The 26,551-nt window shown below is 38.5% G+C and carries 29 protein-coding genes; 21 read left to right on the forward strand and 8 right to left on the reverse strand.

From position 1 onward, the window contains the following. Positions 1-196: 196 nt before the first annotated feature. Positions 197-1,195, reverse strand: a complete 999-nt coding sequence (locus tag ACTWQB_RS13210) for an ABC transporter substrate-binding protein (RefSeq protein WP_443139668.1) — start codon at positions 1,193-1,195, stop codon at positions 197-199. A 207-nt stretch (positions 1,196-1,402) separates the two neighbouring features. On the opposite strand from ACTWQB_RS13210, the gene ACTWQB_RS13215 reads away from it, so the two are divergent. Genes ACTWQB_RS13215 through ACTWQB_RS13225 form a run of 3 tightly spaced genes read left to right on the forward strand, consistent with a single transcriptional unit; the run spans position 1,403 to position 4,244 of the window. Further along, positions 1,403-2,401, forward strand: a complete 999-nt coding sequence (locus tag ACTWQB_RS13215) for a FecCD family ABC transporter permease (RefSeq protein ID WP_443139669.1) — start codon at positions 1,403-1,405, stop codon at positions 2,399-2,401. Further along, positions 2,394-3,443: a FecCD family ABC transporter permease gene (locus ACTWQB_RS13220; RefSeq protein ID WP_443139670.1), complete on the forward strand. Its 1,050-nt coding sequence runs from the start codon at positions 2,394-2,396 to the stop codon at positions 3,441-3,443. Before ACTWQB_RS13215 ends, ACTWQB_RS13220 begins: the two co-directional genes overlap by 8 nt. A 21-nt stretch (positions 3,444-3,464) precedes the next feature. Continuing rightward, positions 3,465-4,244, forward strand: a complete 780-nt coding sequence (locus ACTWQB_RS13225; protein WP_443139671.1) for a hypothetical protein — start codon at positions 3,465-3,467, stop codon at positions 4,242-4,244. Positions 4,245-4,487: 243 nt separating this feature from the next. Here the strand turns inward: ACTWQB_RS13225 and ACTWQB_RS13230 are convergent, their stop codons facing one another. Then, positions 4,488-5,483, reverse strand: coding sequence for a nuclease-related domain-containing protein (locus tag ACTWQB_RS13230; protein WP_443139672.1), 996 nt, complete (start codon positions 5,481-5,483; stop codon positions 4,488-4,490). A gap of 152 nt (positions 5,484-5,635) precedes the next feature. On the opposite strand from ACTWQB_RS13230, the gene ACTWQB_RS13235 reads away from it, so the two are divergent. After that, positions 5,636-6,904 (forward strand): S41 family peptidase, encoded by a 1,269-nt coding sequence (locus tag ACTWQB_RS13235; RefSeq protein ID WP_443139673.1) that lies wholly within the window; start codon positions 5,636-5,638, stop codon positions 6,902-6,904. Between the two features lie 13 nt (positions 6,905-6,917). After that, positions 6,918-7,472 carry a hypothetical protein gene (locus ACTWQB_RS13240; protein WP_443139674.1) on the forward strand — a complete coding sequence of 185 codons (555 nt, stop codon included), beginning with the start codon at positions 6,918-6,920 and terminating at the stop codon, positions 7,470-7,472. Between the two features lie 264 nt (positions 7,473-7,736). On the opposite strand, the gene ACTWQB_RS13245 is transcribed toward ACTWQB_RS13240, so the two are convergent. Then, positions 7,737-8,861, reverse strand: coding sequence for a conserved virulence factor C family protein (locus ACTWQB_RS13245; protein ID WP_443139675.1), 1,125 nt, complete (start codon positions 8,859-8,861; stop codon positions 7,737-7,739). Between the two features lie 116 nt (positions 8,862-8,977). On the opposite strand from ACTWQB_RS13245, the gene ACTWQB_RS13250 reads away from it, so the two are divergent. From ACTWQB_RS13250 to ACTWQB_RS13275, 6 genes are all read left to right on the forward strand, one after another. Then, entirely contained in the window at positions 8,978-9,334 is a 357-nt protein-coding gene (locus tag ACTWQB_RS13250; protein WP_443139676.1) for a hypothetical protein, read from the forward strand. Positions 9,335-9,418: 84 nt separating this feature from the next. After that, entirely contained in the window at positions 9,419-9,895 is a 477-nt protein-coding gene (locus ACTWQB_RS13255; protein WP_443139677.1) for a hypothetical protein, read from the forward strand. Then, the gene (locus ACTWQB_RS13260) at positions 9,892-10,401 is read left to right on the forward strand and encodes a hypothetical protein (protein WP_443139678.1); all 510 of its coding nucleotides are present in this window, start codon (positions 9,892-9,894) and stop codon (positions 10,399-10,401) included. Before ACTWQB_RS13255 ends, ACTWQB_RS13260 begins: the two co-directional genes overlap by 4 nt. 79 nt (positions 10,402-10,480) lie before the next feature. Next, a complete protein-coding gene (locus ACTWQB_RS13265; RefSeq protein WP_443139679.1) occupies positions 10,481-11,143 on the forward strand; it encodes a phosphatase PAP2 family protein in 663 nt (220 codons plus the stop codon). A 134-nt stretch (positions 11,144-11,277) separates the two neighbouring features. Continuing rightward, complete coding sequence (locus ACTWQB_RS13270; RefSeq protein ID WP_443139680.1) at positions 11,278-12,102, forward strand: GNAT family N-acetyltransferase; 825 nt, start codon at positions 11,278-11,280, stop codon at positions 12,100-12,102. Positions 12,103-12,153: 51 nt separating this feature from the next. Then, a complete protein-coding gene (locus ACTWQB_RS13275) occupies positions 12,154-12,609 on the forward strand; it encodes an NUDIX hydrolase (protein ID WP_443139742.1) in 456 nt (151 codons plus the stop codon). Positions 12,610-12,639: 30 nt separating this feature from the next. Here the strand turns inward: ACTWQB_RS13275 and ACTWQB_RS13280 are convergent, their stop codons facing one another. Then, positions 12,640-12,912 (reverse strand): hypothetical protein, encoded by a 273-nt coding sequence (locus ACTWQB_RS13280; protein ID WP_443139681.1) that lies wholly within the window; start codon positions 12,910-12,912, stop codon positions 12,640-12,642. Positions 12,913-13,017: 105 nt separating this feature from the next. On the opposite strand from ACTWQB_RS13280, the gene ACTWQB_RS13285 reads away from it, so the two are divergent. Next, positions 13,018-13,431 (forward strand): VOC family protein, encoded by a 414-nt coding sequence (locus ACTWQB_RS13285; RefSeq protein ID WP_443139743.1) that lies wholly within the window; start codon positions 13,018-13,020, stop codon positions 13,429-13,431. A 191-nt stretch (positions 13,432-13,622) separates the two neighbouring features. Continuing rightward, positions 13,623-14,564, forward strand: coding sequence for a coiled-coil domain-containing protein (locus tag ACTWQB_RS13290; protein ID WP_443139682.1), 942 nt, complete (start codon positions 13,623-13,625; stop codon positions 14,562-14,564). Positions 14,565-14,632: 68 nt separating this feature from the next. Here ACTWQB_RS13290 and ACTWQB_RS13295 read toward each other — a convergent pair whose 3' ends face one another. Further along, the gene (locus tag ACTWQB_RS13295) at positions 14,633-15,649 is read right to left on the reverse strand and encodes a DUF2804 domain-containing protein (RefSeq protein WP_443139683.1); all 1,017 of its coding nucleotides are present in this window, start codon (positions 15,647-15,649) and stop codon (positions 14,633-14,635) included. Positions 15,650-15,766: 117 nt separating this feature from the next. Between ACTWQB_RS13295 and ACTWQB_RS13300 the strand changes: the two genes are divergently transcribed. From ACTWQB_RS13300 to ACTWQB_RS13330, 7 genes are read left to right on the forward strand one after another with little or no spacing between them, the layout of a single operon-like run. Next, on the forward strand, positions 15,767-16,672 hold the full coding sequence (locus ACTWQB_RS13300; RefSeq protein WP_443139684.1) for a DoxX-like family protein: 906 nt from the start codon (positions 15,767-15,769) through the stop codon (positions 16,670-16,672). 11 nt (positions 16,673-16,683) lie between these two features. After that, the gene (locus tag ACTWQB_RS13305) at positions 16,684-17,286 is read left to right on the forward strand and encodes a DUF4166 domain-containing protein (protein ID WP_443139685.1); all 603 of its coding nucleotides are present in this window, start codon (positions 16,684-16,686) and stop codon (positions 17,284-17,286) included. Beyond that, positions 17,270-18,805: a YndJ family protein gene (locus tag ACTWQB_RS13310; protein WP_443139686.1), complete on the forward strand. Its 1,536-nt coding sequence runs from the start codon at positions 17,270-17,272 to the stop codon at positions 18,803-18,805. Before ACTWQB_RS13305 ends, ACTWQB_RS13310 begins: the two co-directional genes overlap by 17 nt. 7 nt (positions 18,806-18,812) lie before the next feature. Next, on the forward strand, positions 18,813-19,664 hold the full coding sequence (locus ACTWQB_RS13315) for an aminoglycoside 6-adenylyltransferase (protein WP_443139687.1): 852 nt from the start codon (positions 18,813-18,815) through the stop codon (positions 19,662-19,664). Positions 19,665-19,675: 11 nt separating this feature from the next. Beyond that, positions 19,676-20,068, forward strand: coding sequence for a DUF4181 domain-containing protein (locus tag ACTWQB_RS13320; protein WP_443139688.1), 393 nt, complete (start codon positions 19,676-19,678; stop codon positions 20,066-20,068). Between the two features lie 18 nt (positions 20,069-20,086). Beyond that, on the forward strand, positions 20,087-20,299 hold the full coding sequence (locus tag ACTWQB_RS13325; RefSeq protein WP_443139689.1) for a hypothetical protein: 213 nt from the start codon (positions 20,087-20,089) through the stop codon (positions 20,297-20,299). Between the two features lie 36 nt (positions 20,300-20,335). Continuing rightward, positions 20,336-21,733, forward strand: a complete 1,398-nt coding sequence (locus tag ACTWQB_RS13330) for a M20 family metallopeptidase (RefSeq protein ID WP_443139690.1) — start codon at positions 20,336-20,338, stop codon at positions 21,731-21,733. A gap of 192 nt (positions 21,734-21,925) precedes the next feature. On the opposite strand, the gene ACTWQB_RS13335 is transcribed toward ACTWQB_RS13330, so the two are convergent. Genes ACTWQB_RS13335 through ACTWQB_RS13345 form a run of 3 tightly spaced genes read right to left on the reverse strand, consistent with a single transcriptional unit; the run spans position 21,926 to position 25,375 of the window. Then, complete coding sequence (locus tag ACTWQB_RS13335; protein WP_443139691.1) at positions 21,926-23,944, reverse strand: TRAP transporter permease; 2,019 nt, start codon at positions 23,942-23,944, stop codon at positions 21,926-21,928. Beyond that, complete coding sequence (locus ACTWQB_RS13340; RefSeq protein ID WP_443139692.1) at positions 23,941-24,405, reverse strand: DUF1850 domain-containing protein; 465 nt, start codon at positions 24,403-24,405, stop codon at positions 23,941-23,943. Before ACTWQB_RS13340 ends, ACTWQB_RS13335 begins: the two co-directional genes overlap by 4 nt. Next, the gene (locus ACTWQB_RS13345) at positions 24,395-25,375 is read right to left on the reverse strand and encodes a TAXI family TRAP transporter solute-binding subunit (protein ID WP_443139693.1); all 981 of its coding nucleotides are present in this window, start codon (positions 25,373-25,375) and stop codon (positions 24,395-24,397) included. Before ACTWQB_RS13345 ends, ACTWQB_RS13340 begins: the two co-directional genes overlap by 11 nt. 240 nt (positions 25,376-25,615) lie before the next feature. Between ACTWQB_RS13345 and ACTWQB_RS13350 the strand changes: the two genes are divergently transcribed. Next, positions 25,616-26,518, forward strand: a complete 903-nt coding sequence (locus ACTWQB_RS13350; RefSeq protein WP_443139694.1) for a DMT family transporter — start codon at positions 25,616-25,618, stop codon at positions 26,516-26,518. Positions 26,519-26,551 lie beyond the last annotated feature (33 nt).

The raw sequence follows: 26,551 nt of genomic DNA on the forward strand, positions 1-26,551 counted from the left end.
TTAGTGGAGTTCGAGGAGGCTCGCGGATCGCCCGCGGAAAGGGAAGGCCTAACCTGGAAGGTTCCCCTTAAAACACATAGTGAATTATCAGAAAATAACCTTTACCCCAACAAATATTATAGAGCCATAAAAGCTCGCGTGCCAATTACACGCGAGCTTTTCAATCTATAACGAGGGGGTTAAAACGTATAGACAATTATTCAGATAATAGTTTTTCTTCTAAGTCATCTAACATTAAATTTGCAGCGCGAACACCGCCAGCTGTATTCCAAATGGTGTCGCTCACTTCATAAGCGTTACCAGCTTGAACAGCTTCTAAGTTGTTCCATAATGGATCATTTACCCATTCGCTTTCAACTGCTTCACCATCTTCACCTTCTGGATGATATGTGAAGTAGAAAATCACGTCGCCATCCATTTCGTCGATGCGTTCTTTTGTCACACCTTTAGCGGCGAAGTCATCAACGTCTTGTGACTCAGGGCGTGCTAACCCAATTTCATCAAGGATAATTCCAGAGAATGAATCTTTATGATAAATACGAACGTCCGATGGCATGAATCGAACCATTGACACTTCTGTATCTAGTTTATCAGCTTCTTCTAAATTTGAACGTAGATCATCAACACGTTGTTGATAGTCATCAAGTACCTGTTGACCTTCTTCTTCCATATTAACTGCTTCTGCAATTAGTTCGAAGTTAATTTTCCAGTCACCACGTAATGTTTCTTCAAATACTGTTGGTGCAATGGCACTTAACTTTTCATAATGTTCTTCTTGACGCATTTTGTTTGCAAGGATTAAGTCAGGTTGAAGTTCTGCAATCTTTTCTAAATTAATGCCGCTTTCAGTACCAACCACTTCGACGCCTTCCATATCTTCTGAAATATGATCATACCAAGGGTCACCTGTCCATGATTGAACAGCACCTACTGGTTTAATACCTAATGATAATAGGGCTTCTGTACCGTGGTTTGTTAGAACGACAATACGCTCAGGTTTCCCTTCGATTGTCGCTTCGCCCATCGCATGTTCTACTGTGTAGGATTCAGCTTCCTCGTCATTGGATTCTTCCTGATTTTCATCCGTTTGATCGCCTGCGTTCTCATCTGTATCATCAGAGCCTCCACAAGCAGCTAAAGCAAACACAAGTGTAATTAAAAGCAATGCTAATTTCCAAGAGTTTGGTTTAAACATTGTGTTTTCCTCCTGTATGTAAGATATTTTATTTTTATTGATTGAGAATGATTTTCAATCACAATACAAATGATAATGGTTATCAATTATAAAGTCAATACTTTTTCAGTAATTAATTGAAAACGATTCTCAAGTTCATTGACAATGATTATCAATTAGATTAGACTAAAGTCAGCGACATATAGGGAATGAAAGGTATTTCAGACTATGCTGACGAAAACGTCGACTCGAAGTATTGGAATTATAATTGGAATGATTTCCGTACTTGCCTTAATCTGGGCGAGTGTTATTTTCGGATTAACTAAAATAAATACTCAGATGGTCATCGATTCTTTTACGAATTATGATCAATCAAATGAACATATCATTATACAAACAGCTCGTATCCCACGAGCTTTGATTGCTGCTGCTGTTGGCTCTAGTTTGGCTATTGCCGGTGCTATTATGCAAGGTTTAACGAAAAATCCATTAGCCTCACCGAGTATATTTGGGGTTAACGCTGGTGCTAGTTTCTTCGTTGTACTAGGTGTGAGTTTCTTTGGCGTATCTAGTATTACAGGCTTTACGTGGTTAGCATTTTTGGGTGCTGCGATTGCTGCTGTAGTAGTTTATTTGCTCGGCTCTGTTGGGACTGACGGATTAACGCCCGTTAAACTCACACTTGCTGGTGCTGCGATTGCAGCATTGTTCTCATCTATGACACAAGGTATTTTAACAATGGATGAAAGAGCGCTTGATCAAGTCTTGTTCTGGCTGGCAGGTGCTGTTCAAGGGCGAGATTTAGAGTTATTAGTAGGAGTTTTACCTTATTTAATCGTTGGATGGGTGACATCCCTTTTTATAGGAAAAAAGATGAACGTCTTAACTATGGGGGAAGATGTAGCTGTTGGTTTAGGACAGAAAACGTGGCTCGTAAAAGTAGTAGGCGCCATGGTGATTGTCCTTCTTGCGGGTAGTGCTGTTGCCATCGCTGGCCCAATTGGTTTTGTTGGATTGATTATCCCTCACGTTGCCCGTTGGTTAGTTGGTTATGATTATCGCTGGTTAATACCTTATAGTGGGTTACTCGGCGCGATCTTATTGTTAGCTGCAGATATCGGAGCGCGTTACATTATCATGCCAGCTGAAGTGCCAATCGGTGTTATGACAGCGTTCATCGGTGCTCCTTTCTTCATTTACATCGCGAGGAGGGGCATAAATGAGTAAGTATTGGAATTTTAAATTAGGAAGTAATCGCTTTTTAATAAATAAAAAATCATTTTTCATCATAATAACGTTATGTCTAACGGTATTAGCAGCGATTGTCTTGAGTCTAGGAATAGGCCAGATGTTTATTGGACCTATTGATGTCATTAAGGCGATATTTGGTTACGGCGAAGATATGCATGACTTAGTTGTTAATGATTTTCGTATGCCGAGAATTTTACTAGCTGTTTTGGCAGGAGCTGGTTTGGCTATGTCAGGTGCAATATTGCAAGGGATTATCCGAAATCCATTAGCTTCACCTGACATTATCGGGATCACAGCAGGTGCTGCGTTATCGACAGTTGGTTTTCTTGTTATTTTTAGTGACAGAAGCAACGCGCTAACTGTTAGCATTCAATGGTTGCCGTTAGCATCATTAATTGGTGCTGTATTAATGGGTTTTTTAGTGTATCTGTTAGCAACGAACAGAAATGGTGTACAGCCGATAAAATTAGTTTTAATTGGTGTCGGTCTATCTGCAGCAGTTGAAGCTGTGACGACGATGATCATGACATTTGGCCCGATTTATACAGCAGCCCGCGCAAACATCTGGTTAACCGGAAGTGTGAATGGCGCTACTTGGGGTCAGGTATCCACAATCTTACCTTGGGTGGTCGGACTTGGGATTGTACTCATGTTCTACACGACCCAGTTGAACATGCAAGGACTTGGAGACGATGTAGCGACAAACGCAGGGGCACGAGTACAGCGCGATCGCTTAGTGTTGTTAGTGCTTGCTACAGCATTAGCAGGAGGTTCCGTCGCATTTGCTGGTGGCATCGGATTCGTTGGATTAATGGCACCGCACATTGCAAGGCGCCTAGTCGGGTCCGTCTTTAGTTCATTGATTCCCGTTTCGGCTTTAATAGGTGGCTTAATCGTACTGGTGGCAGATTTAATTGCCAGAACAGCGTTTGCACCACTAGAAATACCAGCTGGTGTTTTCACATCACTAATCGGTGCACCATATTTTATTTACTTGTTATTTAAAACACGCAAATAACCAATAACAGAGGTGTTTCTTATGGAACAACTTAAGAAAACAGAAAAAATTTATCTTAAAGACAATTTCAGAATGGTCGATTATGCTGATCATGTGACGGTCACTCTTGATCAATTATTAGATGAGGAATTTTTGCTTGATTATTTGAAAAAAATAAAGAGCGAATTTAACACGGAGAGTATTTTTGTCGCTGGATCACAGCTGATGAAGCGTTTAGGTTTTAATATTGTGTTACCTCAACTTTATCTTATGACCGTTCATAATATGAAGCTTGATGTGGCGTTTGACCGAGCTGGCATTGTTCCGAATACGGTTGGTGACAAATGGCTTCCGAACCTGCATATGGACGAGTTGAGAGTTGAGGTTCTGGGTGAAGCAACACGTGAAGAAGAACGTCGCGCAATGACTGAAAATCTTTTTGCGAAAATGGATCAGTTAGTAAATGTGTTCAGTAAAGTATCACGTGTACCGAAGCCAAACCTGTGGGAAAACATCTCGATTTACGTTTATTGGTTATATGAGAAAAAATTAAAAGAAGAACAATTCGAGGATGTGGCTGAACGTGTTGAAGCGGATTACAAATACTTGATCTTTGGATTATCATCGGAGGCATTCTCTGATGACTGTAACCAGCTAACGAACTTCTACTGGGGTCGCCGTATCGAAGACGACGGTACACGCGTCCGTCGCACGTGCTGCTTCTACTACGGAGCTAACTCGGACCGCACGTGCTGCAAAACATGCCCGAAATCTCAGGAAGACTTATCCAAACCACTCCCATTTGAAACCGTGAAAAACTAAGACAACCCCTGCGCAGGCCGCAGGGGTTCCTAATATGAAGCTTTTGCGCAGAGGCGCAAAAGCTTTATCTATAATAGGTTAGTGGTGTTTCGGTTGTTTATTATCTAATTTTCCGATTTATTATCTAAAATCGTGACTTTATTATCTAAATTACGAGTTTATTATCTAAAATTACGGGTTTATTATCTAAATTTCAAATTTATTATCTAAAATCGTGATTTTATTATCTAATTTTTTGTTTTATTATCTAATTTTCACTAAGTGATTATAATCTTTTTGAAAATCATAGTTTAAGTGATACACTCTTCCTTTCCTTGAACCTGTGGCTTGAAATTCCGCACTTTTTAGTAGTTTGCTAACTACCTGAATATCATCAACCTGCAGCAACCACCTAGCCTCGCGGTTTGTGATGGTATCTTTATATAATAGTTGAAAGTCTTTGAATGCAAGGTGGTGAGCATCTTTACCCACCCATTGACAACTTGGGCAAGACCACCTTCCATGCAACCGAACAGCCGGCAAATAATAACATTCCGGACAGGGTGCGCCGGGTCTTATGTCCTTGGCAGTTAGGTGGTATTTTTTAAGAACATCAAGTCGCAAAGGTCGGTGATGCTTTTTCAAGAAGCGAGAAAGGTTAATAAGTTGCTGGTCGCTTAAGACTCTAGTCGTAAATTTTTGCTTCAGTTCTTGGTACTTCTCGATAAACTTCCCTGGTCGGATGATCCTCGGGTCGACGGCGTGAGAATCTGCTCTTGATAGGTGGACGTTATTGCTTACAAAGATAACAAGGGCGACAATGGGAATTGCTGAATAACCGTGTTGCATGAGCCAGTTCTGTAAATGAAAAATTTGAGTGTCAACTTGGTTGATTGGGTCTTTAAAGGAACGCGTTCGGCCGTTTGAGTGCTGGGTCATTTGCCCGAACTCGTGATCAAATTCGATCGTTCCTGAGAAGTTTTTCACTTCTGCTAAAGTGAAAAAGTAAGGGTTCAAAATAAGATTGTCCATCTGAAATGGGTTGGAACCGACAACACGTAAGCCATTTAAAATAGCGGTTTCCTCATCATCAATGGCCCTTAGATAATAATCAAAGGCCAACTCACCACGATATCCAGATTGGTGAATGGTATGGTCATCGGCAATAACAGGAAATTGAGGGTGTGTAGTCTCAACTCGCTTTTTTAAACCAGCGAGCTGGAGCAATGGAATCGGAATTTCGTGTGTTTTAACGATCAATTAATGGCACCTCTTTTTTACCTATAATTAAACTGATTTTCTACTAAACTGTCAAAAAGGAAAAAAGTCACGAAAACTCAATTTTCTTGCTAGATTTACAAAAATCATGATGGTTTATGGTAAGATATTTGGTAAATGAAGGGAGAGTTATGATGTTTGATAAAATTTTTGAAGAGATTATAGACATCATACACCACGATTATGCAGGATGTGATGATAAGCGAGGATGGGACGACCCTGATCATTACCGAAAAAAGATTACGAACCAACAACTTACCCATCATGAATTTGTAGAACTAGTTGAGGATTATTTAGCTGACCTGAAGGACCCACATATGTTTTTCAATATGGTGGGTGACGAGAGAGGGAAAGATGTCGGATTCCGAGTGAGACGACATAAGGATGCTCTATACGTCACTGAGCTCATGGGCGAAGACCGTCTTGAGCTTGGAGACAGGATTGTGGCATTAGATGATATTAACATCCCTGAGCTTTGTGAGATTCATAAAAACTATTTGTATGATGAACCAGCTGAACGTGAAAATTGGCGATCAGTTCTTAAGAAATACAAGATTGCGACAGTTGTTCACACTGATGGACATGAAGAAACTTTAGACATTCAACGTTATGAAAAACCTGAATATACCCCAGAGTACTCATTTAAACAGTTACAGCCAAACACTGCTTATATAAAAATGACAGATTTTATGAACCCTGATGCCATCAACCAACTTGTAGCTGAGCGTAAGGATGAACTTGATCACTCTGATTACTTAATTATTGATGTTCGAAAAAATAGAGGTGGGTCTGATTCATCTTTCCAAGCTTTAATACCTTATATATTTCCTGAGGGTAAAACAACAATAGACTTATCAAAAGACTATGTTCAAGTTTATAATGTCACGAATCGAAGTGCGGATTTAACTATTACCTCCATTCAAAAGTTTTTGGATAACGTTGATGATCAACAAATTATTTGTAATGCTCAAACATACATTGACTTATGGGATAAGAATAGAGGAAAAGGGTTGATGACGTTTGATAATGACCTTAATCCAGAACCGTATCCGATTGAAGGCAAAGCAACCCCTAAACATGTTGTTGTATTAGGTGATGTGTATTGCGGAAGTGCAGGAGATATTTTTGTTGAGTTGTCTAAGCTATCTGAAAAAGTCACTGTTTTAGGTCGAGGGACAGCTGGTGTAAATGATTATTCTAACTTGGTACCGATGACCTGGGACAATCAATTTGAACTAATGTACCCAACATCAAAACTTAAACGAATTGATGAAGGTAAAGGGATGACGGGAATAGGGATCTTACCTGATGTACATATTCCCTGGACCCCAGAACATTTAGAGCGAGATATTGACCTTGAGGAAGCGCTGTCCCTGTTGAATCAAAAAGAGTTTACAAAATAAAGGAGATACAGCCATGCAGCACATTCGCGAGCAGTTAGAGAAACTGAATGAGCATATCTATTTCGATGAACAGCACTTTTTGCGTGAAAAGACTGAGCGTCTTGATTTAGTAGATGACCTCATCACGCAGGTTCGCCGCGAATTGATGAAAACAGATGATCGTGACAATCGGTGCTTTTTATATGGAACGTTAGGCAATTTATATCGATTGAAAAATGAGCCGAAAGCAGCGATTGAATGTCTTGAAGAGGCTATTAATCTATCAGATCCTCATTCATTGCGTGAGATGATTATGCATATTCGTCTAGGTGAGGCTCACAAATATAATGCAGATCACGAAAAAGCTTTAGAATGCTTTGATTATGCTATGTTACTGGGGTATGAGTATGAGCCTCAGTATTTAGACTTTGTTTTTCAACATAAAGGTAAATGCTTGATGGAATTAGGGTTATACAAAGAGGCGTTGCAGGCTTTTCAGGACGCCCATGCGATTCGAAAAGGAAAGAAAGATGAAAAGCTTTTACAGTCAACTGAACAAGCGATGGAATTTTTAAATACATTAAAATAAGCAGCTGGAGATCCCAGCTGCTTTACTTAAGATTTTTATTCTACGTTTTGAAAGATTATTTTTGTTTAGCACTAGCTAGCGCAATGCGCCCAACCACTGGGTGACTTCCCAACTAAACCTACGATAAGTCAACATCGACTCGCAATGCTCACCGTGTTTCCTTTATCTCAGTTTAGTCGGTCAGCGACGAACTGGACGTTGGCCGCAGGACGCGGCCGAAGTTAGTCGGCGCACTGCGTGGTTAAACGGGCTTTTGCGCTTTTCTTACTTCTTCTGACTCATTTCCATCATCTGTTTCCAAATCGATCCTTTTGCTTCTTCTCCACCCTGAATACGTGATAAGGCCATTTTAGCTTGCATTCGAACTTCAAACTCAGGATCATCTAAGGCGTCTTCTAAGGCAGGAAGGGCAGTTTCATCCCCGTATTCATATAAAAACATCGCTGCTCGCCATCGAACGATACGGCTTGAATCTTTTAAAGCTTCTGTCATTTTTGAAATTGCATCTGTAAAGCCTAAATCGGATAAACAATCCCCAGCTGTTCTACGCACTGTTACCGTTTTGTCTTGAAGAGCTTTATAAATATATGGTAACACGGCTTTGTCATCAATCTCACCCAAGTAAGCTGTAGCTAGACGGCGAACAGACATTTTAGGATCTTCCAATGCTTTACCTAACACAGGCAAGTCATCAACGGTTGGGTCAGGCATGCGGTCCAATGCTGCGTAACGTTTCTTCCAATCGTCAGCCTCAAGCTTTTCGAACGTTAATGTCTCTTCAATACGTGCTTGTTCATTCGTGCGTCCTGCTTGTGCTAAATCCACTAATGTATTTAAACGCTTTTGATCGTAGGTGGCTTCGATTTCAGCAACCACATCGTTACCAATTTCATCTGCATCGCCATAACGAGGGCTCTGTTCAACCCACTCACGTTCAGCCAACAAATCGGCATCCTTAGACGCTTCCATGACAGCTTCCATAAATCGATTGTCCAATCCAAAGCGCTTTTCCTCATCATTTTCTTCCACCTTAACTTGCATAGGAATCTGGCGGAACTTCTGAATAAATACTTTAATCTCTCCAAAACCTTCTTCAGACTGTGCTTCACCACGATCCGAGTCTTCATCATCAGATCCGAAAACTTCCTTAACTTGAGGTAGAATGTTCTCCCAAGGAACTTTTGGATGACGTTCTAATGCGATAAAATCAATGACACGATAAAGTTCCTTAACGCCTTCAATAGCAAAAAGGTCTTGAACATATGTTGGAGCATCACTTAAATCTTGACCTTGTTTATATTCTTGAGTCTCTCCGTCAGGTAAGCTTTCATTCACATTTATCTTCATTGAATAAGGACTTGGAGTTGGCTCAATTGATACAATCCTCATGATATACCTCCTATACGATTCTATAATAAAGTTTAACAAATCTATCATGATGGGGCTATTTTTACATAAAATAGGGTATTAATAGAATAAGTGCATATTTTTTTGGAGGTCATAACATGAGTGAGATTAGTGTAAGGTTTAAAGGATATTGGGAACAATTAAAGGATTTTACCGTAGAAAAAACAGCGCAAATTAAAGAGGTCCCTCGTAATGTTTGGCTTAAGAATTCACCAACAATTTTATTTTTAATCACATTTATTTCTTATCTCATCTTTGCCTCAAAAGGCAGCTCAATTACATGGGCCATTGTTTTTCTGGTTGGTCTAGCTTACTCGATTTTCCTTCTCCATTATTGGAAAAAAGATCGGGAATTTAACGTGTATTTAACACTTGCGGTACTTATGATCAGTCTGCCGTTTGCCAGCTTCGAAGTTTTTACTTACCTACTTACAAAAATATTTAATATCGCTTAAACGTCCGAAGTTGTATTCGGGCGTTATTTTATGCATGAATCTAATACATATTCAGCATAATAAGGTAAAAACGGGAGGAACAGCATGACTGCTTTAGTCGTCTTTTTTACAATCTCTTGGTTTGTCGTTGCTTTATATTTTGTTATGGATAAAAAAATAAATATTTTAGATGGCACGTTTGTTTATTTAATTACTTTAATTATAGCCATTAACTTCTCGTGGATTGTCATAGAGGAGTTAAAGCTTATTACTTTAACTGAAAAAGGTCAGCCGTACATGGCTTATATTTTTAAGCGTAGCATTATAACACCTACTGTAGCACTTATTTGTCTTGCGCTAGTATTACGCACAAGAAATACTTTTTTTCAAGTCAGTTCGATCATTCTGTCAGTAGCGTTTTTAACCTTTACGAACTATTTATTAGTTCCGCTAAATGTTGCAACTTATAATAATTGGAATATAGCTTACGACGTATTGTATTTTATTGGCATTATTGGTTTGTCATTGATGTCCTACTACTTGTTCCATAAGATTACAAAGAATGCGGTGTTAACGAAATGATTCTATGGGAAACTTTTGATAAAAACGAACTATACGTGATTGCGTTTTTGGTCATTGTTTACGCGCTCGTTTTTTACTTACCGAAAATCTTACCTTCCGCTATAGTTGTACTGTTCCTAGTGTGGGGATTCGCAGTATCCACATTGTTTGATTTCACGATAGGTGGAGGGTTAATCAATTTTTATAGAGTAAATGATAGTAATCAATATGAGCTAACTGACCTCTTGACGTACTTCTCTTTTGCGACTATTAGTTACTTTTTCGTTTACTTTTATGAAAAGTTTAAGATTAATAAGAAAACGTTTATTCCTTACATGTTAGTATGGACGGTTATAGGAGTAATCATGGAGTGGTTAACAACGGTTATGGGTGTTATTAACTACCAGGATGATTATAGTTGGGGATATTCAATAATCGTTTTTTTGGTTGTATTAACAGGTACTGCTATGTTTTATGAATTAGTAAGGCTAAGACTTAAAACTAAATTTAACAGTTCACTCGACTAAGGTGATTAGTCGAGTTTCTTTTTGTGAAAATAAGTTTCGAATAATTTATTGGTGAAATGATATAAGGAGAGGTGGTTAAATGGGGCTTAATGATATTCCACGAAGGACCTACATTTATTTAATACTTACATTCTCACTAATTGTCAGTGGTATGTGGGTTTTTGCGGAACTGGCAGATAATGTATTGGAAGAGGAAAAGTTTCTCATTGATCAAAAGGTTCAACAATTTGTCCAATTGATTCGAACTCCAACTGGAGAGCAAATCTTCTCATTTATCACAGATTTAGGTTCTGTGACATTCATTACTATTAGTTCAATTGTTTTAGCTATTGTGATGTTTTTTATTTATCAAAGAAGAAAGTGGCGTATTTTATATTTTGCCGTTGCCATTATTGGGATTGGGTTATTAACACGTGTTTTAAAAAATGTTTTTGGCAGAGAGCGACCGAATATATTTGAAGAATACGATGGAACAGGGTTTAGTTTCCCAAGTGGACATTCAACTGGACCAATGGTGTTCTACGGATTTTTAATTTACTTAGTGATTCGAAGTCAATGGGATAAAGCGATTAAATGGTTATTAGGAATAGTGCTTTTCCTGTTAATTTTTAGTATTGGGTTTAGCCGTATTTATCTTGGTGTCCATTATGCGACGGATGTTTTTGCTGGTCATATGTTAGGTCTCGCGTGGCTTATTTCGTGTATATTAGTTTTAGAATACACTTTATGGAGGAAAAAATAGAATTATTTTGTTAAAATAATAAAATACTGTACTGAATATTTGTTCATTTTAATTAAATTAAAATTATTGACTTCATCTTTAAGAATAGATATTCTACACGGGTAAGATATTATCTCCAGTTAGGGGGAACGCGTTTGTTAACTGAAGGACAATTAAAAGATATTGAGAAGCTTCAAATGATTGTGGAGCAACATGATCGCATCGAATTAAAATTAAATTGGTATTTCCTTCGCTCGCGAATGACGGAGAATAACGACTTTTTCTATTATGAGGGTGACCAGCTGCTTGGCTATGCTGCATTATATTATGTGGGTGGAGCCTATGAAATGTGTGCAATGGTTCATCCAGATCATCGTAAAAAAGGTATATTCACCAAACTGTTTCAGGAAATCTTGGATTCATTAAAGACGAGGAAAACACAAAAATTATATATTAACGCCCCACCAGAATCTGAATGTGCTAAGAAAACCCTTAAGAAATTAGGTGCAACCTATGCTTACTCAGATTACCAAATGCGATGGGCGAATAAAGAAGTGCCTGATTCAGAAGTTGATATTAAGTTGCGTACGGCAACAGCGGATGATCTTGAGAAAATTATTAATCTAGATGTAAAAGGATTTGACTTAACTAAAGAGGAATCTGAAATACTAGTTAATGTTCTTAAGAAAGATGCTGGCCACAGAACGTATATGATCGAAAAAGATGGAAAAACAGTCGGAAAGCTTCGTCTTAAAGCAGAGGGAATTGAAACGTATATATTTGGATTTACAGTTGAACCAGAGTATCGCCGTCAAGGTATTGGAAAAGCGGCACTTATTGAAGTGGTTAAACAGGAATCAGAAGCAGGCCATGTCATTTTTGTAGAGGTAGGAATTGAAGACGAACGTGGCTTACACTTATATGAAGCAGTTGGTTTTGAAACTTACCAACAACAAGATTATTACAAATATAATTGGTAAATGATCCAGCTCAATTTTGGGCTGGATTTTTTGTGAAAGGAGGGGTTCATAATCGGCTATGTAGAAGATCTACGCAAGCTTGTTGGTCATCGACCTCTAATTTTGATGGGGACAGTTGTTGTAATTGTAGATGGTTCTGGACGTGTTTTACTCCAGCAACGGAAGTTTCCTGAAGGTGTCTGGGGATTACCAGGTGGTTTAATGGAATTGGGTGAATCGACTGAAAATGTTGGTAGGCGTGAAGTGTTAGAAGAAACGGGGTTAATAGTAGGGAGCATGCACCTCATCAACGTTTACTCAGGTAAGGATTATTTTATTCGGGCACAAAATGGGGATGAATTTTACTCAGTGACAGCTGCATATTGGAGCAATGACTACTCAGGCAAGTTACACTGTGATCCAGAAGAGTCTATGGATTTAAAGTTTTTTAATTTAAGCGACTTACCTAATAAAATGATCGGAAGTCATGTTGAGGTGATAGAGGATTATAAGAAGAAATTCAAGTGATAGGTTGTCCATTAAGTGGGGGCAACCTAATTAGAAACGGCCGCCTAACACTTGGGCAACTCCAAATCCACAACCGAACCCAACCGCGCCATACAAAAACATAAACTTACCTACATCAAGAAACAAGCCTCGATTAACATCAATGAGACCAAGAAGTAAGAAAAGTATTCCAAAGGCTACTAAAGGTCCAAAAACAAACAGATAGATATCGACTCGAATCATTAATCGTATTTGTATGAACCTAAGAATTAAGGCAATCACGGCGATTACGAAGAAAATAACTAAATGGTGTGAGAATCCCAAACGCCATCAACTCCCGAATATAAGTTATTATATTATACGTTACAACTTGTATAACATGATTGGAAAAAACACTTGTTGACTATACTATATTCTGAGGTGATTAAAATGATAATTGGGATGAATCCATATTTTATGTTTAATGGTAATGGAATTGAAGCCATGCGTTTCTATGAGGAAACGTTTAATGCAGAAGTAATTGAATTTAAAACATATGCTGAACTTCCTAATGCACAAGAGGGTGATGAGCAACTACTGTTACATGCCAACTTAAAAATTGGTGGAAATGACATTATGTTGTCGGATACTGACCCAGATCATCCGATTGAAGCGGGGACACATATCTCGGTTGCGCTCGTAACAGATGATGCTGATCAAACGAGTGACATTTATCGCAAGATACGTGAACACGACGGGGAAGAAGTCATGCCTCTTCAAGAAACTTTCTTCATCCCAGCTTATGGTAAAGTTAAAGATAAGTACGGAATCGAATGGCAGTTGATGACAACAAAAGAGGATTAAGGGTGAAAAACGTGCTACTTAGATAGCACGTTTTTTCTTTGGAACAAAAACTGTTACTGAAATCAGAGGGAATGCACGTGAAACCGAGTGAAGTGTACTTGAAAAGGGGGAGTCGAGTACGTAAAAATCAGGTGATTGTTATTATGAAGTGCTTTAGATATCATATACAATAAGGTAAAGGGGGAGATGTTGTGCTACAAAATTTAAATGAACAAATCGTGCAAGTTAAAGGAGATTTAGCTCAAAAACGTAAGCTTTGTAAACAATTAGATGATTATCAGGCTGAACTATCTGAAGTTCAAGCCACAGTCGATCGGTTACAAGACCAATTAAAAGAGGAACAAAAGGATGTTAAGAAACTGGAGGGTATTAGCCTAACTAACTTTTTCTCAACTATTTCTGGAACTAAATACGAAAAGCTTGTAAAGGAAAACGAAGAAGTGTTAGCTGTACAATTACAATTGGAGGAGGCTGAACATACGAGAAATGAGATTCAAGAATCCGTTAATGAATTACTAAAAGAGCTTGGACGATACAAAGAAATTGAAAAAACATATGAACAGCTGTTAGCACAAAAAGAGCAACTAATTAAAGAAACTGATTCGTTCTATGCAGAAGAACTATACAAATTGAGTGAGCAAGAAGGAGATGCAAAAGCATACATAAAGGAAATCAATGAAGCGATTTACGCTGGAACGAATGCCCAATCAGCACTTCAGCAAGCCGGTGAATCCTTAAACTCAGCATCCAATTGGGGTACGCTTGATATGTTAGGCGGTGGATTACTCACAAGCGCGGTCAAACATAGTAAGATGGATGATGCATCAGGCCATATTCACCTTGCTCAGTCTAGTATGCGTAAATTCCAGAAAGAGCTTTTGGATATCAATGAGATGGTTGAAGTGGATATGAATATGTCAGGATTACTGAAGTTCGCTGATTTCTTCTTTGATGGATTAATTGTCGATTGGATGGTACAAGGAAAAATTAACGAATCCAGAGATCAAGTCCAAGACCAGCTATATAAAGTAGATGACATTATGATGAAGTTAAATAGCGAGTTAACGAACCTTGAGAATAAACTTGTAGAAATTGAGCAGAAAAGAAGAACATTGATTGAACGAACCCTATAATAATACGAACTGCCTAATATAAAATGTTAGGCAGTTTTTATAACCGTATCTGAAACATTGGCTTAACATCACCAACGAGCTTCATGATCTTCAGCCCAGCCAAAGATTCGTTCAAGCTGAAGGTTTTGACTCCCTTCTGTCTCGATTGTGCCACTATAATACCCAAACACTTGATGGACACTAGATTTCACAACTCCAATATTTGTCTTAGTAACACGTTCAAAAATAGGTTCGAACATCAATTTTACTTGCTTATTTTCAAGTGTGTGGATCACCCACGGTTTCATATAATCATGCGGGTCATAGATCCACTCAAGTTCACCATGAATTTTATGTAGTTTATAATCTAAGATGATTCCATTCTCATTTTGGCCAGTCCCAACTGTCCATTGACCACCAAAGTTCAACCCAACACGATATCCGTCAGAGTAACCAGATGCGGCTCCCCAGTTCCATTTTGACTGATAAGGCCATTTGCCTCGTCCGAAATCAAGAGTCGCAAATGATTGCTGGCCTGTAAAGTGGTAGAGTCCTTTTGACCAACTAACTTCACCTTTAGAAGGAAGTGCTACTTGTTTAGAAGTGAATTGAAACCGAGATTTTCTCCAAGGAATGGTGACGTTCAAAGATTCCTGTTCAGTTACCTTGTTAATCGTAAAATTAGCATCAAGTGCTTGGCCTTCATTGAAGTTTGGCCAATGAACATATAGTCGCGTGGTGTCTTTAACATCTTTAATGTGAATCCGAATTCCTTTATAGTCAAAATGAATCGGTTCTGCCACGTTATCTGGAATTTGTACTTTTTTGCCGAGAGGTAAGAGTATAGATTGTTCCTCATAGGTCTTTTCGTTAAGATCAACTATATATGCAAAAATGACAGCTGCATAGTCCAAATGAGAAACTGTTATAGAGAAGACTGCTTCACGACTAGTCATACACCAGTAGTTCCACTTTTTCTTCCTTAAAAAACTTCCTCGGACATTACAGTACACCATTGGTTGTCTTGCCCAGCCGATGCTTTCTTCATTAAGTTTACCTTTTTGATCACAAAGTTTAACGGCTCTAGTAATTTCTCGGCTTCTCATTATGTGCGCCCCCTTCTTATTATTAATATACTAGGTTTTTAGGCTAAATCCTTTTATTAAAAATTCAACCAGCTCGTTTAGAGTGATAGAATAGAAGTAGATGATAGGGGGATATAGATGAAGAAGAAACCTATTTACGTAGAGATTCCGATTCAATCTGATATGGATTCATTATGGCACGTGACACAATCGCCTGAAGAACATGAGAAATGGGACCTACGCTTTTCATCAATTACTTATTTATCAAAAAAAGAAAACGAGCCTCAGTTATTTACATATAAAACAAATATAGGCTTTGGTCTTTCAATTGAAGGTTGGGGGAAAAGTGTTGGAACTCACGATGCACTAAATGGTTCTAAGACTTCGTCACTTCAATTTGGAACAAATCAGAAGATGTCTTTAATTAAAGAAGGACGTGGCTATTGGAAGTATAATCCGCAATCTGATGGGACAATCCAGTTTTTAACGCGGTATGATTATAAAACTAATTGGGGTAAGATAGGTGAATTAGTAGATTTGATTTTCCGCCCTTTGATGGGCTGGGCGACGGCGTTAAGTTTTGATGTCGTACGTCGTTGGTTAGAAAAAGGCGACCCACCACAATCTCAGTACATGCGATTCTACAGTACATGGTTCATCGCGTTACTGTTCTTTGTCGTTTGGACATACCATGGACTTGTTCCAAAACTATTATTTATGCATCCAACGGAAATTTCAATGACGACAGGAGCACTTCCGATGACGGAGCCTCAAGCTGTCTGGTTGAATTACGTAGTGGGGACAGGAGAGGTCCTATTTGGACTGGCTTGGCTGGTTTATCGAAAAAAAGAGCACCTATTTAAGTTACAATTAATAGTCTTCCCGTTATTAGCTTTATCAGCTGTTATTGCGGACCCTGTAAACCTAACACATCCATTTAATCCCTTAACATTTAATTTAGCATTAGTGACGCTGTCGGCAGTAGGATTAATGGTTTGTAGAGAAATTCCTACAGCTAGATATTGTCGTAGAACACCGAAATAAGGAAGGGTTTTATGTCGATCTATAAAAGAGCACTTGGTCAAGAGTTTCAACAATTACATTCCATGTTACAAAAACGGTATAATCTTATGGCGGAGCAACCTATTTTTGGAGAAGGTGTGATGACTCGCATAGAAGGTGGGCCATGGTTTTTATGGCCAATCTTAAAGCTTGGGATTAAGCGAAAACTCCTTTTTCCAGAACGTGGAGAGAACATCCCGTTTACGATTAAAAATGCGCCTTATGACGATGGGCGCCAAATCCATTGGGAGCGAAAGTTCTTTTTTCAAAACTCTACTAGATTTTTCGATGCTTTGATGAGTTTAGATGAGAAGCGGGGAATCATTGAAGACTATTTAGGGGAACCAGCGTTAATGTATTCCGACTTAGTGTTTGAAGTTCAAAATGGGGCACTAAACATTCGTTCAGCCCGTCAGCGTGTTGTGTTAGGGCGGTTTGAAATTCCGCTCCCAAAGTGGTTTCAAGGTATAGCTGAGGTGAATGAGTCTTATAACGACCAAACAGAAAAATTTGAAATTGATGTCACTGTTCGCAATCCATTAATCGGGCAGGTTTTTCACTATAAAGGGGAATTTACGAGTGAAGATCTTACATAAATTAGGTTTAATTAATTTAGTCGTGTTAGGTATTATAGCGATTTTATCACCACATGAATGGCACTTTTTAATTTTAACTGCCGCTCAATTAGTATTTGTTCCAATCGTATTGAATGCCGTACATGAATCACGACGCCTAGTTTGGTTTGCAATCCCAGCGTTTTTAGCGGTCATATTAATTCAACTCACACCAAGCTCAGTGTGGCACTCTTTGTTGGCGGGTGTATATTTAGTTTATACCATCACAGTAGCTTTAATGGGTGTAAGACGATTTTTACATCGAGGGTTTACTCATTTAGAGGAATTTTTGATCGACTTAGCGATGGTTTCATTAGCTGTGGGTGGCATGTGGTTTTTTGCTTATGAAGCAGGCATAAACACTGGATTTAGCCCAGTGATTACATGGTTAACGGCAATTCATTTTCACTATGCGGGATTCTTACTCCCTGTTTTTGTTGGGTTGTTAGGAAGGGTTGGAAAACCGAAGTTATATTATTGGCTCGCACCTGCTACGATGATTGCTCTTGCTTTAGTTGCCTTAGGGATCACGTTTTCAACAACGTTAGAGTTATTATCCGTTTTAGTTTATATCTTTGCTATTTATGGACTTATTGGAATTAGCTTTTACATAAAATATTTATCAAACTCTCAAAAGTGGTTGTTTCGATTAACGTTTATGGCACTGGGCGTGTCGATTATGTTCTCATTACTTTACGCATATGGAAATTGGTCTGGTAATTATACTATTACCATTGAGTTTATGATTAAATTCCACGGTTTAACGAACGCGTTACTATTTGCAGGAGCAGGTACGCTAGTTGCTATATTACAAAAACCGAGACCTTCATTTCCTGTGAGTAAGTTAAGAAGCGGTATGACTGTGGGGGAACAATTCTTACACGGAAAAACGGTGACTAACTCAACCGTTTCGGGCCTTGTAGATGACATGGGAGTTTACAAACTTAACATCGCCCCAACAATCCAAGACTTTTACGAAAACACGACGGATTATCGACTGTGGTCGAGTGTGAAGTGGAAGCCATGGTTTAAACCGTTTGCGGCTCTGTACAAAATCATTAGTCGTAAGACCCAACAAATTAACTTGCCTTTATCAAGTCATAAGGTTGAAATGAATGGAGATGTATCTCTGTTGAATCCTGAGTTAGATTCAAGGGAGCGAGTGCGAGCTTGGACACGGAAGATTGAAGGTGACACGACATTTGTAGCGCTGTATTCTGAACACACCGATGGGGGCAAAACATACATGAATATTGCGCTCCCTCTGCCAGGATCTACAATGATCGGAGTCCTTAACCTTACACAACGTGAGGAACGCTTGATTTTATCAAGTCAGAAAGTAGGAATTTATCTAGCATTCAAAGAATATGTTATGAAACTACCATTACAAGAACAGTTCGAGGTGTGGGAAACAAAGCCTGGGCACCTTCAAGCTGAGCATCGTATGTGGATTTTCGGACTACCATTTTTAGATATTCACTATAATATTGAAAGGCGGTAAAAGACTTATGCGGTCAGAGCGAGAAATGATGGATTTAATATTAGGTACAGCAGAAGAAGATAATCGAATTCGCGCTGTATGGATGAATGGCTCTCGTGCGAATCCAAAAGCGAAGCGGGATAAACTACAAGACTACGATATTGTATACGCTGTGACGGATGTTGATAGCTTTAGAGCTAATCGGAATTGGATTGATCGGTTCGGTAAAAGAGTCATCATGCAAGTCCCAAACCCTTCGCCATGGCAGATTGAAAACAATGCAGTTACATATTTAATGCAATTTGAAGATGTGAACCGAATTGATCTTAATTTAGTGCCAGTTGAACGAATTCCTGAAATCATGGAAACTACTGAGAGTTTAACCGAAGTTTTGCTAGATAAGGATGAGCGTTTGCCTGAGTTACCGCCCTCTTCAGATAGAGACTATTTAGTTACAAGGCCAACTGAAGAGGAGTTCCTGGCTACGTGTAATGAGTTCTGGTGGGTCACGCCTTATGTTGCAAAAGGTTTATGGAGAGAAGAGGTTTTATATGCAAAAGGGGTGCTCGAAGGACCTTTACGAAATGCTTTAATGCAATTACTAGATTGGTCTGTTGCTATAGAACATGATTTTAATATTACGACGGGAAAATTTAGTAAAGACTTAAGTAATCTATTAGACAGAGAAACGTGGAACAGATTGAAAGACACCTTTCCAACAGCAAACATAGATTCAATTTGGCAAGCACTTGAGAGCATGGGCGACCTGTTTCATGATGTGGCACAATCGTGTGCACAACAGCTAGGTTTCCATTATAATGAGGATGAAGAAAAAAGAGTACGTCATTACATAACCCGTATTAAAAATAACGAGATTTAGGAGTTGTACAAATGCATTTTATCGATATTTTATTAATATTTGCGGCATTATTTATATCAGCATTTTTAGTTGAAATCATTCTCACAAAGATGTTTAATATTGAGATTCGTAAAGAACGTTTTATAAATGATATTCATAAAAAGCGATATAAACAATTTTTAATAACATACTTAATCGTTCTATTTATATTGTTTGGTTTATACATAATAGGGTTCTTAATTGTGTTTATTCCAATTACGTTAATCGTCTTTTACCCAATATTTAGTTCATCAGTCGATATGTTGATGGAATGGAAATATGCTCGAGAATCTAAACGATTCATTGTATCAGTTTCAAATATAGCTGTTTATGTTGCATTTATTGTCTTATTATTTGTCACAGATTTCTTCGGGATTTATTCTTAAGAAGGAGGCTCACAGAGAGTGCCGTTTTTAAAGGCTCTGATTAATATTAATGCATGGTCACATATAGGGCTTGTTATTTACGGATTAATTTTTGATTTACCTTATGAAACCTACTTTAGTATTTCTAGTAAAATAGTTGTTGGGTCGATATTTGTCTATTTACTTATCGGTATCTTTGTCGATATGAAGGGTATTAGGAGAATGAAGGGATGGCTGTCTAATAAAGGTTAGACAGCTTTTTATTAACTAACAAAAAGGAGTGGTTGGATGTCTCATACTCAAACTGTGGACCATTTAATTGAATCCAAGAAAGAGTTATTTACTAATATGAGTGATCGTATTTGGGGATTTGCGGAGACAGCATTTTTGGAGAAACAATCAGCAGATTATATTATCTCAAAATTAGAAGAGCAAGGGTTCAATGTCGAGCGAGGCGTCGCAGGTATTGATACGGCTTTCGTCGGAACATATGGTAGTGGTAAACCAGTTGTTGGATTTCTTGGTGAATATGATGCGTTACCAGGTCTTAGTCAAGAGAGAGGCGTGGCTTCTCACTTACCTGTGGTGAAAGGCGGCAATGGTCATGGATGTGGTCACAATTTACTTGGCACAGGGTCTTTTGCAGCGGCAGTTGCGGTTAAAGATTATATGGAACAAAACGGAATAGAAGGGACCGTTAAGTATTTTGGTTGTCCAGCTGAGGAGTTTGGTGATGGTAAAGCATTTATGGCTAAAGCGGGTGTGTTTGATGATTTAGACTTTGCATTATGTTGGCATCCAGCTCCAATTAATTCAGTTTTTAAAATGAATGTATTAGCCGTGAATCAAGTGTATTTCCGCTTTAAAGGTCGTTCGGCTCATGCAGCGGCAAGCCCACATTTAGGACGTAGTGCTCTTGATGCAGTTGAGTTGATGAACATTGGTGTCAATTATTTGAGAGAACACATTATACCTGAAGCGCGAGTCCATTATGCGGTGACGAATACAGGTGGAGATGCTCCTAATGTTGTTCAATCTGATGCTGAGGTTTTATATTTAATACGAGCACCAAAAGTCTCACAAGTGCAAAGCATTTATGAGCGTGTTTGTAAAATCGCAGAGGGGGCCGCGTTAATGACTGAAACTGAGGTAGAAGTCGTGTTTGATAGTGGATCATCTGATATGGTTGAGAATCACACCTTAGATGCCGTTATGGAGAGAAATTTTCATGAATTAAATCCGCCTCAATTTTCTAAAGATGAAGAAGCGTTTGCCGAGGCTATTCGTGGTACATTATCAGATGATGAGAAAAACGATTTATGGGCTAAGGGAATAGACGGGCTAGCACTAACTCAATCAGTCATTAGTAGAGAAAATCAAGACTCATCAACAGGGTCTACAGATGTCGCTGATGTCAGTTGGATTGCCCCAACAACACAGGCTCTCACAACATGCTTTGCAAACGGCACCGCATTACATTCATGGCAAGCAGTCTCACAAGTAGGCACATCGATAGGTCACAAAGGCATGCTTTACGCAGGGAAGGTTATGGCCGCCACAGCTTTAGATGTGATGCAAGATGAAGAACTGCTTCAGAAGGCAAAAGAAGAACATAGTCAAGTTGCGGGCAAAGAGCGATATGTTAGTCCTATTCCAGACGGTGTGATGCCGGGTTTAACGGAATAAGGTTAGTTTATGTAACTTGCCGATAAATTAAGAAAACATGACGATAAATTAGAAAAACCTGTTGATAAATCAGAAAAACCTGCCGATAAATCAGAAAAACTTGCCGATAAAATCACGAAACTTACCGATAAACTAAAAAAACTTGCCGATAAAAAAGCTCGGAAGTTAGTTTTACTTAACTTCCGAGTTTCTTTATGCTACTTGAGTATGTTGTTTTCGATTTTTAAAGTAGTTGATTGCTAAAATCACAACAACAACCGATAAGCCTATGGCATCTGTCATTAAACCAGGTACAACGGATAATATAGCACCACCTAATAACAGTACGCGCAAGATTGGGTTAATGAACGTTTTAAAGAAACCTTCTAAGCCTGCACTTAATGCGACAATACCTACAATGGCAGTAGACGTATTAAGCAAGATATCCGTTATAGGAGGGAGGCCAAACTCAGTTTCATTCGTTGCGATTCCAACTGTATCAATCATTAATAAGGCAGGATCATACACGAATAGATACGGAATAATGAAGCCTGCTAAAGATAATTTCAATGCTTGGAAACCTGTGTTCATCGGGTTACCGCCTGATACACCTGCACCAGCAAAGGCTGCTAAGGCAACAGGTGGTGTCACGTTAGCGAAAATACCGAAGTAGAACACAAACATGTGAGCCACTAATACAGGAATTCCGAATTCAGCTAAAGCAGGTGCTGCCATAGTAGCTGTGATGATATAAGCAGGGATTGATGGAAGTCCCATACCTAATAACATCGAAGCTAGCATCGTAAAGAATAATGTTAAGAATAATGAGCCAGCACCTAAGCTTTGGATTGATGATGTCATAACAGTACCAAAACTTGTTAAGCTAACAACACCAATGATAATCCCTACAACCGCACAGGCGATCATAACAGCTAATGATTGGCGAGCCCCTAATACCAATGCATCTAATATATCTCGTGGCGTCATGCGTGTCGTTTTTCTAAACGATGCAACAACAATTGTAAGAACAATTGTCCAGAACGCAGCACGACCCACTGGCATGTTTTGAAATAACATTACAATTAAGCCGACAATTGGAATTAATAAGTGTCCACGTTCCTTCATTACTTCTTTAACGCGTGGTAAATCTGCTTTAGGTATTCCTCTTAAGCCACGTTTACCTGCGCGATAGTGTACCTGCATGATGACGGCGAGGTAGTATAAGACTGCTGGAATCAAGGCAGCTAGTGCAATGGTTCCATAATTAATCCCCGTAGTCTCAGCCATGATGAACGCACTGGCACCCATGATAGGAGGGAGTACTTGCCCACCGACTGAGGCACTTGCTTCAACGGCACCTGAGAAGTTTTTGTTATATCCGATCTTTTTCATAAGTGGAATGGTAAATGAACCAGTACTTACAACGTTTGCAACGGCTGCTCCATTAATACTTCCCATAAAACCACTCGATACAACGGCAACTTTGGCAGGACCACCTTGGCGATGACCAGCTAATGCCATTGCAATGTCGTTAAAGAATTGTCCTAATCCAGATTTAGTTAAAAATGCACCAAATAAAATGAACAGGAAGATAAAGTTAACAGAAGCCCCAATTGCAGTCGAATAGAGCCCCTCAGTTTTTAGAAATAATTGACCAAAAATATCTCCTAAATCAAAGTCGCGTGTCATGAGTCGCATTGGTAAAAAGTCCATGTGACTGAAGAACGGATAAGCTAGGAATACTAGTGCTACAATAGGTAAAATAATACCTGTTACACGCCTTGCTGCTTCTAGCACTAGTAAGACAGTCATAATTCCAACAATGATATCCATTGTGTTTGGAATACCACCACGTTCTGTCACAATTTCAGTATACTCGGTTAAAATATAAATAGATGAGTAAAAACTTAACCCAAATAAGATCCAATCATAAAACGGAACTTTGGTTCGTTTTTGCTTTGAATATGTTGGATAGATTAAGAATATCAAAGCAAGTCCAATTGCAACGTGAATTGAACGCTGTTGGAGCGCTGGCATTGGGTTGAATTGTATCCAGAGATGATAAACTGAATACAGGGCAGCAACAATAAATAACGTCCAGAAGATAAATTTCCGGTTATCTAAATCTCTGACTTTTGATTGGCGGTCATATTTTTCAAGGATTTCCTGGCTTTGATCATTGCCTTTATTACCTTCAACGTCAATAGATCCGTTTACGTCCTCTTTCCTCATAGAAACTTCCCTCCCCATATGTTCCAAAGATAGACATTATATGCCTTGATTTCCACCTCGCTGTAAGGTTCGACTAATTCATAAAGTTGAATATCTTTGGTTTTTGTTTCGATGGTTGTTTGTACATTGTCGGAAACAATCAAATTGACCTGTTCCATAGTTCGCTTTACTTTCAAATGTACATACCCATCTTTAGATTCAATAATTTCACCATCAGATGGTACACCTGCACCAAAAGTTTTAAAATACGTTTCAGTTAATAATAATTTATTATTGTGACGTTCATACTTTTCATACCAAGGTTCATGCTCAACAGAATGGATCCAAGATAGAGTGAATGATTGACTGCGTAGATAGTAGGTTTGATCTTCTGTTTCAATTTGAATGACAGGAAAATGAAAAAAAATGAAAAAGAGGAGCACAACAAGCGCAGTACCCCTCTTCAACCATTTATTGTTCATCGTAATAGCGTTGTGCTCCTGGGTGAATAGGTGCAACCATACCTTCTTGTGCATCTTCTAAATTAATATCAGAAGCTGCTTGGTGTGAATTTTCTAGTTTGTCTAGGTTATTGAACAATGTTTCAGTTAATTTATAAACATCGTCTTCACTTAAATCAGAACGTACAACTAACGCGTTCATAATTGCAGCTGTTTCAATAGGGTCATCGTTTCCATAAGTGCCTTCTGGAATTTCTAAAGAAACAAAGTATTCTTTATCCTGTGCAATTTCTTCAACGCGGTCTTGTTCAATAGTAACAATTTTAAGGTCAACCGATTCAGATAACTCTAATACTGAAGAGTTTGGAAGACCACTTGTTAAGAATGCAGCGTCAATTTGTCCAGAACGTAAGCCATCAGCCGCTTCAGCATATCCTAAGTAGTCAACTTCAATATCGTCGTATGTGATGCCATGACCTTCTAATAATGTACGTGCGTTAACTTCAACTCCAGAGTTTTGATCCCCTACAGCAACACGTTTACCTTCAAGGTCATCTAATGTTTCGATGCCGCTGTCAGCAGTCGTTACAACTTGTACATAGTTAGGGTATAATGTAGCGATTTGCTGAACGTTTTCAACAGGTTCACCATCGAAGCTATTAACACCTTCAACAGCTTGGCTTAATACGTCACTCATAACAAAAGCCATTTCAACTTTTTCTTCTTTTAAAAGGTTCATGTTCTCAACAGATGCACCTGTTGTTTGAGTACGTGAGTTTACATTTAATTCTTCTGTGTAAGTTTCACTTAAGGTAGTTGCAATGATGTTATATGGTCCAGAAGAACCACCTGTTGCGATTGTCGCAATATTTGTGTCTAATCCTTCGCCATTACCTTCTTCACCACCATTACCATCTTCACCACCACAAGCGGCAAGAATTAAAGATAAAGTAAGTAGTAACGTGAAAGCGCTTAGAAATTTCTTGTTCATATGTTTGTCCTCCTATAATATTAAATTTTAACAAAGTGATTATAACATAATCATTGTAAAAAATACTATCTTTAACTCAATAACGCATTAATGAAATTTTTAGAAATTTAGTAACACAATATAATGGAAAACTTTGAGATTGCTTTATCTTATCAGGCGTTGTAAGATTAACTTGCCAGACAAAACTCTTAGTAGTTTAACCTGAACCTGATAGATAGAGAGAAAAGGGAGGGTTTTACGATGAGAATGAATCATTTTATTGCTTATGGCATGGTCGTATTAGGTGCATCGTTCTGGGGTTTAACTGGATTGTTTGTACAGAATCTGTACGCATTCGGTTTTTCACCTTGGCAAGTGGCGACCTTACGCCTTACCATGTCGAGTCTCATCTTATTCATTTTGTTATGGACCATGGCAAGAAGCTACTTAAAAATAAGGATAAGAGATTTGCCTTATTTTATTGGTTTAGGTGTCTTCAGCATTAGCTTTTTCAATTGGTTCTACTTTCAAGTGATGGAATTATCATCGCTCTCAGTCGCAGTCGTTTTTGTCTACACTTCACCAGTCTTCGCAGCCATCATTGCAAAAATCCTTTTCAACGAAGCTTTAACAATCGCAAAAACTGTCGCAATTCTATTAACCATTATCGGAAGCGCATTTGCCATTGAGTTTTTACCTATTGGTGATTTTTCATTAACTACGCAAACGATTATCTACGGATTACTAGCAGGTTTTTTCTGTTCGACTTATAGTTTATTAGGTAAAAATGTTAGCCGCTGGTATCATCCATTTACGATTACGTTTTATGCGATGTTATGTGGAAGTGTATTTTTAATTCCGACTAGCCAAATCTGGGAGCATCAAGAAGCCTTTATGAACGTTGGGGTATGGATTAATATGCTTGGAATTGTGATTATTTCAACTGTACTAGCTTATTTAATCTATACGATCGGATTAACCTATATTGAATCGAGTAAGGCTACGATTTTGTCATCTATTGAAATAGTCGTAGCGGTCTTAGTAGGAGTCCTGATTTTCAATGAGGTCTTAACTGGATGGCAATTACTCGGCTTTGGGTTAGTATTTATATCTTTATTTATAACGGTATTTTCATATAAAAGAAAATATCATTTAAAAAGGTGACATGACCTTATGCTGTCAGGAATTTTCCTGGTA

Origin of the sequence: Piscibacillus sp. B03 (assembly GCF_052246295.1) — a bacterium.
Taxonomy (GTDB): Bacteria; Bacillota; Bacilli; order Bacillales; family Alkalibacillaceae; genus Piscibacillus.

Bases quoted from the DNA above. Each gene is read 5' to 3' on its own strand.
- ACTWQB_RS13295 (WP_443139683.1), bottom strand. From the start codon at position 15,649: ATGAGAAGCCGAGAAATTACTAGAGCCGTTAAACTTTGTGATCAAAAA.
- ACTWQB_RS13245 (WP_443139675.1), bottom strand. From the start codon at position 8,861: ATGAGGATTGTATCAATTGAGCCAACTCCAAGTCCTTATTCAATGAAG.
- ACTWQB_RS13210 (WP_443139668.1), bottom strand. From the start codon at position 1,195: ATGTTTAAACCAAACTCTTGGAAATTAGCATTGCTTTTAATTACACTT.
- ACTWQB_RS13250 (WP_443139676.1), top strand. From the start codon at position 8,978: ATGAGTGAGATTAGTGTAAGGTTTAAAGGATATTGGGAACAATTAAAG.
- ACTWQB_RS13260 (WP_443139678.1), top strand. From the start codon at position 9,892: ATGATTCTATGGGAAACTTTTGATAAAAACGAACTATACGTGATTGCG.
- ACTWQB_RS13350 (WP_443139694.1), top strand. From the start codon at position 25,616: ATGAGAATGAATCATTTTATTGCTTATGGCATGGTCGTATTAGGTGCA.
- ACTWQB_RS13305 (WP_443139685.1), top strand. From the start codon at position 16,684: ATGTCGATCTATAAAAGAGCACTTGGTCAAGAGTTTCAACAATTACAT.
- ACTWQB_RS13220 (WP_443139670.1), top strand. From the start codon at position 2,394: ATGAGTAAGTATTGGAATTTTAAATTAGGAAGTAATCGCTTTTTAATA.
- ACTWQB_RS13215 (WP_443139669.1), top strand. From the start codon at position 1,403: ATGCTGACGAAAACGTCGACTCGAAGTATTGGAATTATAATTGGAATG.
- ACTWQB_RS13335 (WP_443139691.1), bottom strand. From the start codon at position 23,944: ATGAGGAAAGAGGACGTAAACGGATCTATTGACGTTGAAGGTAATAAA.
- ACTWQB_RS13340 (WP_443139692.1), bottom strand. From the start codon at position 24,405: ATGAACAATAAATGGTTGAAGAGGGGTACTGCGCTTGTTGTGCTCCTC.
- ACTWQB_RS13225 (WP_443139671.1), top strand. From the start codon at position 3,465: ATGGAACAACTTAAGAAAACAGAAAAAATTTATCTTAAAGACAATTTC.
- ACTWQB_RS13255 (WP_443139677.1), top strand. From the start codon at position 9,419: ATGACTGCTTTAGTCGTCTTTTTTACAATCTCTTGGTTTGTCGTTGCT.
- ACTWQB_RS13345 (WP_443139693.1), bottom strand. From the start codon at position 25,375: ATGAACAAGAAATTTCTAAGCGCTTTCACGTTACTACTTACTTTATCT.
- ACTWQB_RS13330 (WP_443139690.1), top strand. From the start codon at position 20,336: ATGTCTCATACTCAAACTGTGGACCATTTAATTGAATCCAAGAAAGAG.
- ACTWQB_RS13265 (WP_443139679.1), top strand. From the start codon at position 10,481: ATGGGGCTTAATGATATTCCACGAAGGACCTACATTTATTTAATACTT.
- ACTWQB_RS13320 (WP_443139688.1), top strand. From the start codon at position 19,676: ATGCATTTTATCGATATTTTATTAATATTTGCGGCATTATTTATATCA.
- ACTWQB_RS13235 (WP_443139673.1), top strand. From the start codon at position 5,636: ATGTTTGATAAAATTTTTGAAGAGATTATAGACATCATACACCACGAT.
- ACTWQB_RS13285 (WP_443139743.1), top strand. From the start codon at position 13,018: ATGATAATTGGGATGAATCCATATTTTATGTTTAATGGTAATGGAATT.
- ACTWQB_RS13240 (WP_443139674.1), top strand. From the start codon at position 6,918: ATGCAGCACATTCGCGAGCAGTTAGAGAAACTGAATGAGCATATCTAT.
- ACTWQB_RS13300 (WP_443139684.1), top strand. From the start codon at position 15,767: ATGAAGAAGAAACCTATTTACGTAGAGATTCCGATTCAATCTGATATG.
- ACTWQB_RS13315 (WP_443139687.1), top strand. From the start codon at position 18,813: ATGCGGTCAGAGCGAGAAATGATGGATTTAATATTAGGTACAGCAGAA.